Genomic DNA, 16,213 nt, shown 5'->3' with positions numbered 1-16,213 from the left:
AATAATGAATAATTGTTATTAATACATTTAAAAAATGAATGTTTTTTGCCTGGAAAAAGGCTTTCCCCAAGAGTCAATTTCCTAAAATGTGATTCCCAAAAATCACACAATAACCTACAGACAGAAACAAAATGACGAAATGTATAATTAGAATTTTAGTTTTATCGATAATACTCGTTCCTCCAATTGTAAAGGCGCAGATTAAAAAAATTGGAGTTCCTTTTATAACCAATTATAATCCGAAAACGTACAAAGCGGCTTCAGAAAACTGGGATGTTTTACAGGATTCTAAGGGGATGATGTTTTTTGCCAATCATTTCGGGATCATGCAGTTTGACGGTGTTCGCTGGAGCATTGTAACGCAGCCCGAAAACAAAAGTATGGTTCGTTCGCTTGCCATCGACAAAAAAGACAAAATGTATGTGGGCGCACAGGGCGATTTTGGTTACGCTATTCAATTGCCAAACGGGCAGTACCAATACACCTCTTTAGTAAAATTACTTCCGGAGTCGGCGCGAAATTTTGGTGACGTGGTACATACCGTTATCCGAAATAATGAAGTCATTTTTTTCTCTTATGAAGAAATATTTATCTACAAAAACAATAAAATCAAGGTTGTAAAGTCTAATGTAAAATTTGATGATTTCTTTGAAGTCAATAAGGAAATCTATGTTTTGGATAATGCAAAAGGTTTACTGCAGTTAAAAAATAATGCATTAACGGCGATTACAAACAGTGATCAATTTGCCGGAATGAAGATTCGAAAAATCTTTCAAACTAAAAATGGACTTTTGTTACTTTCACAAAAAAACGGACTTTTTACTTTTAAAGATAATCAGCTAAAGCCATTTGTAACAGAAGCAGACAATGTTTTGAAGCAAAATCAAATTTCTACAGGGATTCAGCTTTCTGATGGATATTTCGGAATTGGAACCCGACAATCGGGATTGATAGTCATAGATGGTTCGGGACATTTGATTCAGCATATTAACAAACAAATGGGTTTGCAAAATGATTATGTAACCAATTTAAAGGTTGATAAAGAAGGAAATTTGTGGGTTACATTAAAGGAGGGAATTTCGCTGATTCAGATTTCTTCGCCTTTATCCAGAGTTTTAGATACTTCAAATTCAGAAACCAAAATATACTGCAGTCAGATTTATCAGGACAAATTGTATATCGCTACAGATAACGGTTTGTTTTGGATGGATTGGCTTTCTTATAAAAACGGAAAACATGAAAATGCCAACTTTCAGCACGTTACGGGAATGTCTGAAAATGTTTGGAATATTGGTGTTTTTGGAAATTCACTTTTGGCTTTCGAAAAAAACGGAATCTTTGAAGTTTCCGGTAATTCGGCAAAATTATTGGCAAAAACAGATGGAGCGTGGAAAGGAATATTAGCTCCTAATCATCCTGATTTATTGATCGTTGGCGGTTATAACGGAATGTATCTTCTCAAAAAAACAAATAATACGTGGGTTTATCAAAATAAAATAAAAGGTTTTGAAGAAAGCAGCCGTGTTATCGAAACCGATAAAAACGGCGATTTTTGGATTGCTCACGGTTACAAAGGCATTTATAAAATTCAGTTTAATAAAACATTCGATGCGGTTTCAAAAGTGGAGTTTTACAATCAAAAGAATGGTTTTCCGTCGAGTTTGTTTTTGAATACTTTTAAAATTGATGATCAGATTCTTTTTGGAACAACAAAAGGAGTTTACAAACAAGATTCTCATTCGAAGAAAATGATTCCCGAACCCGTTTTCAGGAAATATCTTGGAATGGAAAACCATATTCGCTTATTAAAATCGGATAATCAGGATAATATCTGGTACGTTTCTGGAGAAAACACAGGAAAAATAACTAAAAACCCAAATGGAAGTTTTGAGGTTGAAGAACTGCCTTTTAGAAAACTCAGATATTTATACGTTCCGGGTTTTGAGAATATTCAAACCACAGCCAGCGGCGATGTGTTTTTTGGTACGCAGGATGGTTTAATTCATTATAACACTATTAAAAACAAGCAATATCAAACGAAATATAAAGCGGTAATTTCAGAGGTTAAATGTATTTTTCCGAAAGACAGTCTGTTATTTTCCAGCCGATTTGATGTACTTCCAAATAAAACAAAAGAAGCATGCGAAGAAATTTCCAATGTTTTATCGCATTCACATAATGCGCTTCATTTTTCTTTTTCATCGCTTTTTTATGATGAAGCCGATGCTACAAAATACGAATATTGGCTTGAAGGTTTTGAGCCAAAGTGGTCAGAATACAGCCTTCAGACAGAAAAAGAATATACAAACTTACCTGAAAACGAATATGTTTTTCATGTTAGGGCAAAAAATATTTATGATGTCGTAAGCGAAGAAGCCGTTTTTCGTTTTGAAGTTTTACCGCCTTGGTACAGAACAATCTGGGCTTATATTTTGTATTTAATACTTTATAGTGTTGTGATCTATTTTATTATTAGATATCAAAAATCTTTGGCTGAGCGTGATCGCCAGCAATTAATCCTAAATCAGGAAAAAGAATTGCTTCGAAGCCGTGCCGAGCTTAACGAACAAAGATTGACATTGGAACAAGAAAATATGGCCATTGTTCGTGAAAATCTTCAAACTACGATAAATCTTAAAAATGCCAAAGTAGCTTCGAATACCGTGAACCTTATTCATTTAAATGAAATCCTGCTTTCGATAAAAGAATTGATCGGACAGATGGATAAGAAAAACGACGCCAATGTGAACTTTAGTTTATTGACCAAAATAAACAAATTGATCGATCACGAATTGCAGGGTGATAAACATTGGAACGAATTTGAAGAAATCTTCAATCAATTGCATGATAATTTTATGCAGAGGATGAAAACAACTTATCCGGAATTGACTCCGCGCGATATGCGATTGTGTGCGTATCTGCGAATGAACTTTAATACAAAAGAAATTGCTCCGCTTTTAGGAATTTCTGTTCGCGGAGTTGAAGATACCCGATACAGAATTCGAAAAAAATTGCAGCTTCCGTCTGATGCAAATATCACAGAATTCATTCTAAATTTCTAGGCCATTATTTAAACACATAGGAACATAGTTTTACTTTGTCTAAAAAAAGGCGTTTCACTAGTTTAAACAAATAGCTATGTGTAAAAGCGAGCTTTTTTTATAATCTCAAATAAGAAGCAAGAAGAAAATCTATGTTTCTATGTGTTTAAAATTTTCACGCCTTTAAAATCTCTTGCAGCTTTTTACAAACTTTACAATTAAGAATAACTTCTAAAAAACGGGATTTCATCTCGTAAGTAATATCCTAAGTAGTTTTACGCCTTTTTTCTTCATTTTTTTTAAATCACCGTAGTCAAACCGTACTCGAAAATGTAAGTGTAGCCTGATTTATTTGTTAATATTGTCGGATTATTATTAGAATAAGAACCCATTTCTGCAAAATAGGTTTTTGTCGAGGTAATAAACTTTACTAACAAAAAACTAAAAAAAATGAATCAAAATGACCCTTTTTTCGGCCGACCACCGAAAGACAATTTCTATTATTTTAAACGATTTTTGGCTGCGGCAATATTTGTGTTGCTGCCAATTTTGAATGTCCAGGCACAATGTAAAACATTAGTTTGGTCAGATGAATTTAACGGTACTACTGTTGACCTAACCAAGTGGCAGAGTATTTCAGGAAACGGTTGTCCGGCGCTTTGCGGATTCGGAAATGCTGAGGCTCAGCGTTACGACCCAAATCAGGCGACAATTGTAAAAGAAGGAGCAAACAGTTATTTGAACATTCAGGCAAAATACGAGCCGAATGGTGCATTTCCTGATCAGCCTTACGCTTCTTCAAAATTAACTACAGAAGGAAAGTATTCCCTTAAATACGGAAGAGTTGAAGCCCGCATGAAGTTATCAAACGGACAAGGTGCATGGCCTGCGTTCTGGATGCTTCCGGTAGGAGGAAACTGGCCGTATACTGGTGAAATTGATATCATGGAAGCCAAACACAGAAACCCACAATCTGTAGACGGAACAATTCATTACGATGGAAACGGATATCATTTTACGGGAAGAAGTTATAGCTCTCCAACAGATTTATCTACAGACTTTCACGTGTATGCGGTAGAATGGGGACCAAATTTTATTAAATGGTATGTTGATGATGTTTTATTTCACACCGCAACTCCAAATACTACTGTAAACGGCGGATGGCCTTTTAACGATAATCAGTTTTATATTATTTTAAATCTTGCTGTTGGTAGTGCAGGAACACCTTATACAAGTGTAAATGGGGCAGGAGTAGCACCCGTTCCGGCTGATTTTCCGGCAAAATTGCAGATAGATTATGTTCGTGTTTATGACGGAAGTTATAAATATGGCGTTGCCGGAGATGCAAAAGTGTATCAAAATGAAACGGGTAAAACGTATTCTATAAATGCTATTACCGGTGCAACTTATAATTGGACAGTTCCTGCGGGAGCAACAATTACTGCCGGACAGGGAACAAATGCAGTAACTGTAAATTGGGGAACTGCAGGCGGAGATGTTTCGGTAACAGCAACAACTTCGGGCTGTACGGCAAATACATATAAACTGGCTGTAGCGACAGAACCTGCCATTCCTGTAGAGAAAATTCAGGAAGATTTTCAAACGAACAGAAATGTTGTTTACGGAAACAAAACGGGAGTTTTGACAGAAGCCGTAGCAAATCCTTCTGCAACCGGAATTAATACTTCGGCTTTGGTTGGAAGATATGTTCGTAACTCATCTGAATTGTACGATGTTTTCAATATCAAAAATGTAGTAATCAGCAATGCAAATGATTATGTATACGGAAGAAAAAGAATTTCTTTTGATTTGTATACTTCGGCTCCGGTTGGAACTAAAGTTTCATTGCAGTTAGAAAATAGCAATGTCACCACAGCGACAAATTATCCGTTAGGAAGACACAGCGGTTACAAAGCAACTACAACAGTTCAGAATAAATGGGAAACAATTGAGTTTGAATTCGAAAAAATTATCGATGCCAATACAAGCGCTTTGACGATTAATAATGTGGCTTTACTTTTTGAATCGAATTCAAATTCTGGCGCAACATATTATTTTGATAACCTGTTGACAAGAGCTACACCAGAAAAACCAATTGTTGCCACAGATATATTGCAGAATTACGACGGCATCAACAAAATTATAAAAGGAACTACAACAGGAACTTATTCGGTTGTGGCAAATCCGGGTTCAAATGCTGTTAACTCGTCTGCAAATGTGGCGAGATACGTTAGAAACGTAACCGAACAATACGATGTACTTTTCTTTAATACGCAAAGCACGATTGAAGATGCTGGTTTATTAAAAAACCAGACGAATAAAATCATGATTGATGTGTATACATCGGCACCAATTGGTACGGTTGTAAGTTTGAATTTAGAAAACAGCGCAACTTCACTTCCTGCTAATTACCCAACGGGAAGAAACAGTAATTATGTTGCGATTACGACGAAACAAAACCAATGGGAAACGTTGACTTTTTATTACAATTCAAGCCCAGATGCAGGAACTTCGAATTTGGCAGTAAACCAAATGGTTTTATTGTTTAACTCAGGTTCTTTTACAAGCGACACCTATTATTTTGATAATATCAGAATTGGAGCAACAAAACTTCCGGATACATTTACGCCTGGAGTTGTTTACGAAGATTATCAAACGGTTCACAATATTACATTTAGAGACGCTATCGGAACTTATACAGCAAACGTAGCAAATCCGAGTGCGACAGGAATTAATACTTCATCAAATGTTGGAAGATATGTTCGTAAGTCAACAGAATTATATGATAACTTCTCATTCAATACGACTTTAACCAATATAGGAGATTTCAAAGCGGGAACTAAAAAATTCGCTATGGATGTTTATACTTCTGCTCCGGTTGGATCTGTTATTTCATGGCAGGCAGAAAGCAGTGCTTCGGTTCCGTCAAATTATCCGGTAGGAAGACACAGTATTTATCAGGGAGTTGTAAAACAAACTAATACTTGGCATACGGTAACTTTTACGTATGTAAGCACGCCAGACGCTTCGACTTTAGACAGCGAAGTAAACCGTTTTGTTTTCTTATACGAGCCGGGAACAAATTCTGGAAACACGTATTATTTTGATAATTTAAGAGCTTTAAATTTAGTTTCGACAGAAACTCCAGTTGGATTACCTGCACCATGGGTTAGTACAGATTTGGGTGCGGTAACACCAGCGGGAGAAGCAACACATTCTAGCGGAACTTTCACTATAAAAGGTTCAGGAACTGATATTTGGGAAACCAGCGATCAATTTCAATTTGTAAATCAATCTATTACTGGTGATGCCGAAATTATTGCCAAAGTAAATTCGTTAACAAATACCAATACATACGCAAAAGCGGGAGTAATGTTTAGAGAAACACTTACAGCAACTTCTAAACATGCTATGACAGATGTTACACCGGCTGCAGGCGTTGAGTTTTTATCGAGAAATGCTACTTCGGGAGTAACGGTTGCAGATGTTGCCGCGGGAACAGCTCCAAAATGGGTTCGTGTGGTACGTGCAGGAAATGTATTTACTTCTTACACATCTGATAACGGTACAACGTGGACACAACTTGGAACTCCAAAAACAATTACAATGGCAAATACCATTTATGTTGGAATGGCGGTTACCTCTCACGCAAACGGAACTTTAGGAACGGGAGTTTTCAGCGATGTTATTGTTAGAAATATTACAGCAAACCCGAATGTAAATTTAGCTTTGTCAAAAACGGCAACGGCTTCTACAGAAGAAAATGCAACATTGTCAGCCAGTAAAGCTACAGACGGAGACGGAACAGTTTCAAGATGGGCAAGTTCTTTTGCAAATGCGACAGAATGGATTTATGTTGATTTAGGAAGTAACTACAACCTGAATCGTGTAGTATTGAAATGGGAAGCAGCTTTTGCAACGCAATACAAAGTACAGCTTTCTACAGATAATGTTTTTACCGAAAACGAAACAATCAACACACAAACTGCCAGCGATGGAGGAACGGATGATTTAACCGTAAGCGGAACTGGAAGATACCTGCGTATTTTATGTACAACAAAAGCTTTGGCTCCTTACGGATATTCATTGTATGAAATTGAAGCGTACGGATCTGCTTCTGCAGCTAAAAAAGCGAATATTATAGTTGAAGAAAGTGCTCCGGAAAGTGTTGTTTTTGCCATCTATCCAAATCCGGCAAGTAACTATATTCAAGTTGCCATTCCTGAAAATTTAGACAACAAAATCATCACGATTTATGACAATTCAGGAACGCTGGTTCTTCAGAATAAACCGGAGAAAGAAGCAAGTGAAAGCGTAATTGATTTGAGCAGACTGACAAAAGGAATTTATATACTGAATTTCAAATCAGATCAAAAAAGCTGGACAAAAAAGCTAATTAAGAAATAATTAAAAATCCGTTGGGTGTAGTTTGTTTTAAAATAAACCCTCTCATTCAATTGTAAGCTGGAATTAAATTTAAATGGATAGCACCAAATAATTGCACCTGACGGATGATTAAAAAGTCATGATTTAAAAATGACTTCAGTTTAGAATCTATTTACATAAACCCCACAATTATTTAGATATGAAAAAAAATAAACTTCAAAGATTTTCACTACTGACAGCACTGTTTTTGGTGTTTTCAAATTTTATGTTCGGGCAGGGAGCCATTCCTTTCACGATTAGTAATACTTCTACATTTAATGATAATGAATTGTATGTAGCCATTGTTGGTATCGATTATACCACCGGAAACCATGTTTGGGTAAATGCCAAAACAAGTCAGGTTTTACCAATGAGTTCTTCTTATAATACCGTTACGGGGCCAACAATTGGAGGAAATACCGGACCGGGACAAAATTCAAAATACGCAGCTTGTTTTACCAAGCTGAGTGAAATTCCAAACAAAACTTTCACGCTGCCATTAATTGCAGGCTGCCGAGTTTTTATTTCTAAAGGTTCGCAGTTGTATTTTTACTTTTTTGGTGCCAATGGAGCTCCTTCGGGATATACATCGCCAAATCCGCTGAATGCAACAGATCCAAATCAGGGAATTTTATATGAAATAATCGAATTAACGAACAATCAATATGGTTTCTTCGGAAATCCTTCGAGAGTAGATTCGTATAAATATCCAATGGGACTGGAATTATTTGGCGCAAACGGATATCAAAAGAAAGTTGGTGAACTAAAAAAACACGCTGATATTGTTGCTGCTTTTAAAGCCAATGTTCCATCAGAATTTCAAGGTTGTGTAAACAATACAACAGGTGAAATTACAGCTCCGTCAAAAACACCTGCTTTTGCAGATGGAACAGGAGGAACAACGGTTGGGCCACAAGCCAATTATTTAAAATCCTATATCGACGCGATCTGGAATAAATATAAAAATGAAGATTTAATCTTTTATGCCGGAGACGCCGGAGTTTTTAAAGGAAGAGTTATTGGCGAACAGCTTGAAATGGTTGGACAATCTGGAGGATTTGTTGGCCGTACAGGAAGGGTTCAATACAGACCAAGTACTCAGGAAGCTCTTGAAGGAAAAGGTGTTCTGGACAGAAGATTGGTTGACGGAGATTTAGATCTTGTGATTCAGGCGCAATTAACTGCTGCAATCAACAGACACGTTGTAAATACTACAACAGCAAATCCGGGACAGCAAAACTGGTACGATGCCTCAAAATACTATCAGGTAAACCCAACAAACCATTATTCTAAATTTTGGCATTTACCGGGAATCAGCATTGATAATTTAGCGTATGGATTTGCTTATGATGACGTTGCAGATCAGTCGCCATCATTGCATTCGCCACAGCCAACAAAAGTAATTGCCGTTTTTGGAGGTTATGCAGGAACGGTTCCTTCTGTTCCGGCTTCGACAGATGTTATTACAGTTTATAAAGATTGTAATTACACAGGTTTCTCTGGCGGATTAACTATTGGAGATTATAATTTAGCTCGTTTAAATACTTTAGGTGTTTTAAATGATGATATTTCTTCATTAAAAATCACACAAGGATATCAGGCCATTTTATATCAGGATGATAATTTTACCGGAGCTTCTACCGTAATTAATTCTGATAATTCTTGTTTAAACACTACTTGGAACGATAAAGTAACTTCTATCAGAATCCTTGCAAACGGAACTACAACTTTAGGAAACCAGACTTTCTTTTTACAAAACAGAAACAGCGGTTTATATATGGATGTTTGGAATGCAAGTTTATCTAACGGAGCAGGAATTAATCAAGGCGCGCTTAATTCTGGAAACAATCAAAAATTTACGTTTACACATTTAGGCGACGGATTGTATAAAATTATTGCCAACCACAGCAGCCAGTCTTTAGACATCAATAATTTTAATAAAGCAAACGGTGCACGTTTAGAGCAATATCCATACAATGCAACAACAAATCAGCAGTTTGTATTGGTTTCTACAGGCGATGGTTTCTATAAAATTGTAGCAAGACACAGTGGTAGAATTGTTGAGGTTGCAGGAGCAAGTACAGCTTCTGGAGCAATTATACAACAATGGGATAATAACAACCAAACTTGCGGACAATGGAAATTAGTTCCTGCTACAAGTTCGCAGACTTCAGTTTTAATTCAGGCCGAAGATTACTCAGCAATGAGTGGAATTCAGGTTGAAGCAACTACAGATACAGGCGGAGGCTCAAATGTAGGTTACACAGAAACAGGAGATTGGTTAGCGTATAACAGCATTAATTTCCCAACAACAGGTTCTTATTTAATTGAATACAGAGTGGCAAGTGCCGTTACTGGCGGCAGATTATCATCTGATTTAAACGGAGGAACAATTGTTTTAGGAAATGTTGATATTCCAAATACCGGAGGATGGCAAAACTGGCAGACGGTTTCGCAAACGGTAAATGTAAATGCAGGAACATACAATTTCGGAATTTACATTCAAAATACCGGAATGAACATCAACTGGATTAAAATTACTAAAGTTGGTGCGGGTGCAGCTGCTAAAACGGCTTCGGTTCAACCAGCAGAAGAACCGGTAGAAATTGCTTTAAATGTTTATCCAAGTCCGGTTGAAAATACATTGTATGTAACCACAGATCTTTCTGGCGGAAACGTAAAAATAGTCGATTCACAAACGGGATCTACTGTTGCCTCTCAAAAAATCAATAATAACAGTTTTGATGTTTCGCATTTGAAGCAAGGAATCTATTTTATTGTTTTTGAAAAAGAAGGCAAACAGACGATCAAACGTTTCATAAAAAAATAGTTTTAAAAACGATTTTAGGCTTTAGATTTTAGATAATAATTAGGGAGCGTTAGTTAGTTTGACCCAATTAGATTGCACTGCGATCAAATCTAAAATCTGAAGTTTGAAATCCAAAATTTTTCATTTCCCCCAATATTTACAAATTTTTATTAATCTATTAAACAATTTATTATGAAAAACAATTACCGAAGAATGCTGCAGAAATGCATTATTATTTTAGTGTTGGGTGTTTTTAACTTAGCTGCGGCCCAGCAGAAAAAAGTAATCGCTTATGTCCCGAACTGGGTTGATTTAAATGCTTTAGCAGGAACTATCCAGTACAGTAAATTAACGCACATTAATATTGCGTTCGAAAATCCTGATGCAAACGGATATTTAAGTTTTAATTCTGGAAATAATGCCATTATTAATACTGCACATGCTCAAAACGTTAAAGTTTTTGTTTCTCTTGGAGGAGGTGCCATTTCTGAAGGCGGTGCCATTCGTGACAATTATTTTAATTTAATTACGCCGGGAAACCGTACCGCTTTTATTCAAAAACTGTACGACTATGTGGTCGCTCACAATTTTGACGGAATCGACGTAGATTTAGAAGGTCCGGCAATTAACGGCGATTACGGCGGATTTGTTATTGCCTTGGCGAATAAATTACATGCCAATGGAAAATTGATTTCGTCAGCGCTTTCAGAAGGATATGGTGGTGCAAATGTACCTGCATCTACTTTTGCGGCTTACGACTGGATTAATATCATGGCATACGATGCAACTGGGCCATGGCAGCCAAATAACCCGGGACAGCATTCTCCATACAGCATGGCTGTAAATCAGTTTAATTACTGGACAGGAAGAGGATTACCTGCAAGTAAAGCAATCATTGGATTACCATTTTACGGATATGGCTTTGGAGCATCTGCAAATCAGGGAATTTCTTATGCTAATATCGTAGCTCAATATCCGGGAGCAGAAAATTTAGATCAGGTTGGAAATACAATTTACTATAACGGAATTCCAACAATTAAAGCAAAAACAACTTTTGCGATTCAAAACGCAGGCGGAGTTATGATTTGGGAATTATCTCAGGATGCAACAGGCTCTAAATCATTATTAACTGCCATCAATCAGGTTATTACAGGAAGTAATCCTCCTGGAACAGGAACTTTAATACAAGCCGAAAGTTATAATACAATGAGCGGTGTTCAAACAGAAGCTACAACAGATACAGGCGGAGGTTTAAATGTAGGTTATGCTGATACAGGAGACTGGATGGCATATTACAATATTAACTTTCCAACATCTGGTAATTATGTTATTGAATACAGAGTTGCAAGTGCTGTTAACGGAGCAAGATTATCATCTGATTTAAATGCCGGAACAATTCAGCTTGGTGCAGTTAATGTACCAAATACTGGCGGATGGCAAAACTGGCAGACAATTACGCAAACTGTAAATGTAAATGCCGGAACGTATAATTTCGGAATCTATATTCAAGCTTCAGGAGTAAATTTAAACTGGTTTAGAATAACGAAATCTGCTTCTGGTTTAGCGGCAAAATCGGTAGCTCCGGCTGCTGAAACTCCTGCAGATATTGCAAGCGTTACTATTTATCCAAACCCAACAGAAGATACACTTTTCTTTAGTTCAGAAGTTTCCGGAGCAAATGTAAGCGTTATCAATTCTGAAGGCGGCGCTACAGTTTCGTCACAAACAGTAAACAACAACAGTATCAATGTTGCTGATTTGAAAAAAGGAATTTACCTGATTTCATTAGAGAAAGATGGAATCAAAACGGTAAGACGTTTTATTAAAAAATAAGTTTTACATAAAGCACTTTTCTTCTTTGTTTCGGCAGAGAAGATTAGTGCTTTTGTTTATAGAGTATTTTTTAAACACATAGAAACATAGATTTTTTCTTCTGAAATAAAGGAAATTCAAAAAACTAGTTTTTACACATAGCTAAACGCAAAACACTATGATTGTTTATGCGAGTGAAACGTCTTTATCCATAATGAACTATGTATCTATGTGTTAAAAAAAGCTCCATTTAAATTGTAACCCCCTTTAACCCCAATTATATGAAAAATAATTACAGATTTCGGTTAAGTTTACTCTTGATAATTTCCTTTGGATATTTTGCCACGGCGCAGACTTCTTTAGGTTCGAGCAAAACATTTTTGAGCAAAGTAAAAAATGAATTAGTTACTTCTACGACTGCAAAAGGTATAGAAAAAACAATTCTGCTTCAGGCAGCCGATTCCAAAAGCTTTAACGGAAAAATAAATTATAAAGAATCAGATCAGTCAAGTGAATTTTTAATTGGAGAAATTAAAAATGTTGCAGAATCTTCTTTTTATATTAGAATAAAAGATCAATCTCTTGAAGGTCATATTATTTTAAAGAAAACCAGAGAAGCCTACAAATATTACTCTGATGCACAAGGAAATGCTTTTGTTTCTAAAGTTGATATTAATACTTTGGTTTGCATTGATTATAAAAACCTTCCATCAAAAGCAGCAAATAAAACATCAGCGACAGCAGAAATTGCTCCGGCATTGCTAAACCTACAAAGTTTACCGGGTGCAGCAGGCTGTGTTTTATTAGATTTTGATGGTTATTATATGCCTGCAGGAAATCTTTGGAACAATGGTAATGCGATTAACGCAGCTGCTTCAGGAATGAGTGATGCAGCAGTTCAGCAGCATTGGGAAGTAGTTTCAGAAGATTACAGACCTTTTAATCTAAACGTAACCACAAGCGAAGCTGTTTTTAATTCTTACCCAAGAAACAGAAGAATGCGTGTTGTAGTAACGCCAACAAATACGGCAGCTCCGGGCGCGGGTGGTGTAGCTTACATTGGTTCTTTTAACTGGGATAATGATGTGCCTTGCTGGGTATTTATTACTTCCGGGAAATCAGGTGGTGATGCTTCTTCTCATGAAATTGGTCATACTTTTGATCTTGGTCATGACGGACGTACGAATCCTGCCGAAGATTATTTCGTAGGTTTAGACGGAACTTCGTGGGCTCCAATTATGGGTGCAGGATATTACAGACCTGTTGTACAATGGAGTAAAGGCGAATACAATTTTGCTAATAATTTACAAGATGATGTAGCGATAATTGCAGGCTCTAAATTTGGAGTTGGATATCGCGGCGATGATTACGGAGATAATACTGCTTCTGCAGCCACTTTAGATTATAATGCAAGTGGAGCAATCAATCAAAAAAATGGAATTATTTCAAGTGCAGCTGATTATGATTTCTTCACTTTTACAACTGGCGGCGGAAATGTTTCTATAAATGCCAACACTGTTTCAAGAGACGGAAACCTGCATCTTTTATTAAGATTATATAATTCGGCAGGAACAGAAATGGGAACGTATTGGAATTCTGATCCGTTTGCTTTAAATGCTTCTATGAATGTAAATCTTCCGGCTGGTAAATATTTTGTCGGCGTTGATGGAAACGGAGCAGGAAATACCGGAAGCGGCGGTTATTCGGCTTATGGTTCTATCGGAAGTTATTCGGTTACAGGAACAATTCCTCCGGGAGGAAACATCAATCCAACTACTGGTGTAATTACTGCTTATAAAGATTGTAATTATACAGGTTTTTCAGGCGGATTAACTATTGGAGATTATAATTTGGCACGTTTAAATTCTTTAGGAATTTTAAATGATGATATTTCTTCGCTTAGAATTACGCAGGGATTTCAGGCTATTTTGTACCAGGATGATAATTTTACCGGAGCTTCAACTGTAATTAATTCTGATAATTCATGTTTGAATGCAACCTGGAATGATAAAGTAAGTTCGATTCGAATTTTGGCAAATGGAGTTACCACTTTAGGAAATCAAACTTTCTTCCTTCAAAACCGAAACAGCAATCTAAATATGGATGTTTGGAATGCCAGTTTAACAAACGGAGCAGGCATTAAACAAGGAACTGCAAATACTGGAAACAATCAAAAATTTACGTTTACACATTTAGGTGACGGTTTATACAAAATTATTGCCAATCACAGCGGACAATCATTAGACGTAAATGGTTTCAATACAGCAAATGGTGTAAGTGTAGAGCAATATCCGTATAACGGAACTACAAATCAGCAATTCATTCTGGTTTCTACAGGCGATGGCTTTTATAAAATTGTTGCCAGACACAGCGGAAGAATCGTTGAGGTTGCCGGAGCAAGTACTGCAAATGGTGCCAATGTGCAGCAATGGGACAATAACAACCAAACGTGCGGACAATGGAAATTAGTTCCTGCTACAAGTTCGCAGACTTCAGTTTTAATTCAGGCCGAAGATTACTCAGCAATGAGTGGAATTCAGGTTGAAGCAACTACAGATACAGGCGGAGGCTCAAATGTAGGTTACACAGAAACAGGAGATTGGTTAGCGTATAACAGCATTAATTTCCCAACAACAGGTTCTTATTTAATTGAATACAGAGTGGCAAGTGCCGTTACTGGCGGCAGATTATCATCTGATTTAAACGGAGGAACAATTGTTTTAGGAAATGTTGATATTCCAAATACCGGAGGATGGCAAAACTGGCAGACGGTTACACAAACGGTAAACGTAAATGCCGGAACATATAATTTCGGAATCTACATTCAAAATACCGGAATGAACATCAACTGGATCAGAATAACGAAAGTTGGAGCAGGAGCACCGGCTGCATCAAAAGATATAGATGAAAAAGTTGAAGAGGTTGTATTTAATGTTTATCCAAATCCGGTTTCAGAAACACTTTTCTTTACAAAAGATGTTTCGGGAGGAAATGTTAAAGTAATAGATTCTCAAGGTTCTGTAGTTTCATCACAAAAAAGCAATGACAATAGTCTGAATGTCTCGCATTTAAGACAGGGAATTTATTTTGTTGTTTTTGAAAAAGATGGACAAAAAACAATAAAACGTTTTATAAAGAAATAATCCATTTCGCCATAATGGTTTTATACATTAAATTTTAGGTTTTAATGTAAAGGCTGTCAGTAATGACAGCCTTTTTTTGTGATGAAAATTTTACCGCAAAGTCCGCAAAAAATACGCAAAGTTCGCTAAGATTTTATAAACATTCTGAGGACAGCTAACTAAAGTTCACAAAGCTTTGTGATCTTTAGTTTATTTAAAACTTACTTAAAAAAAACTTAGCGAACTTAGCGTAAATCTTTGTGGCTTTGCGTTAAAAAAAATAGAAATGACAGCCTTTTTTTTTGTTGTCAATATTTTATTTAGAGTTAGATAATTTTATGTGTAGTCCCTACGGGACATTTTTCGAGGGGCGATAATCTATGTTCTACCGATATTTAACCTCTAACGAGGTAAACTTACTGCAATTTAGAAAACTCCGTTAGGAGTTAAATATCGGTAGAAAAAAAAATGTGATCACAATATAATTGTCCTGTAGGGACTATACATTTTTTATAATAATTATTAGTTTGATTTTTATGCGGTAATTGCTAGGGGGTGTCCCTGCGGGACATTTTTCGAGGGGCGATAATTTCTGTTCTACCGATATTTAACCTTTAACGAGGTAAACTTATTACAATTTAGAAAACTCCGTTAGGAGTTAAATATCGGTAAAAAAAAAAATTTGACCACAATATAATTGTCCTGTAGGGACTATACATTTTTTATAATAATTATTAGTTTGATTTTTATGCGGTAATTGCTAGGGGGTGTCCCTGCGGGACATTTTTCGAGGGGCGATAATTTCTGTTCTACCGATATTTAACCTTTAACGAGGTAAACTTATTACAATTTAGAAAACTCCGTTAGGAGTTAAATATCGGTAAAAAAAAAAATTTGACCACAATATAATTGTCCCGTAGGGACTATACATTTTTTTATAATAAATTATTCGTTTGATTTTTATGCGGTAATTGCTAAGAGAGTTGTCCCTACAGGACAATTTT

Annotated in this window: 5 protein-coding genes; all 5 read left to right on the top strand. The window is 36.3% G+C overall.

What is annotated here, in order from left to right:
• Positions 1-131 precede the first annotated feature (131 nt).
• The 5 genes from NLJ00_RS20660 to NLJ00_RS20640 all read left to right on the top strand — a co-directional run bounded on the left by NLJ00_RS20660 (position 132) and on the right by NLJ00_RS20640 (position 15,230).
• Entirely contained in the window at positions 132-3,062 is a 2,931-nt protein-coding gene (locus NLJ00_RS20660) for a triple tyrosine motif-containing protein (RefSeq protein WP_256635232.1), read from the top strand.
• Between the two features lie 429 nt (positions 3,063-3,491).
• Entirely contained in the window at positions 3,492-7,448 is a 3,957-nt protein-coding gene (locus tag NLJ00_RS20655; protein WP_256635231.1) for a family 16 glycosylhydrolase, read from the top strand.
• Positions 7,449-7,626: 178 nt separating this feature from the next.
• The gene (locus NLJ00_RS20650) at positions 7,627-10,296 is read left to right on the top strand and encodes a beta-1,3-glucanase family protein (protein ID WP_256635230.1); all 2,670 of its coding nucleotides are present in this window, start codon (positions 7,627-7,629) and stop codon (positions 10,294-10,296) included.
• Between the two features lie 171 nt (positions 10,297-10,467).
• Positions 10,468-12,108, top strand: a complete 1,641-nt coding sequence (locus tag NLJ00_RS20645; protein WP_256635229.1) for a glycosyl hydrolase family 18 protein — start codon at positions 10,468-10,470, stop codon at positions 12,106-12,108.
• Positions 12,109-12,368: 260 nt separating this feature from the next.
• The gene (locus tag NLJ00_RS20640) at positions 12,369-15,230 is read left to right on the top strand and encodes an RICIN domain-containing protein (protein WP_256635228.1); all 2,862 of its coding nucleotides are present in this window, start codon (positions 12,369-12,371) and stop codon (positions 15,228-15,230) included.
• The last annotated feature ends 983 nt before the right edge of the window (positions 15,231-16,213 follow it).

The sequence above is a fragment of the Flavobacterium panici genome, from assembly GCF_024499525.1.
GTDB classification, from domain to species: domain Bacteria; phylum Bacteroidota; class Bacteroidia; order Flavobacteriales; family Flavobacteriaceae; genus Flavobacterium; species Flavobacterium panici.
The sequence above is the reverse complement of the archived record's forward strand: the minus strand, read 5'-3'. Positions and strand labels throughout refer to the sequence as shown.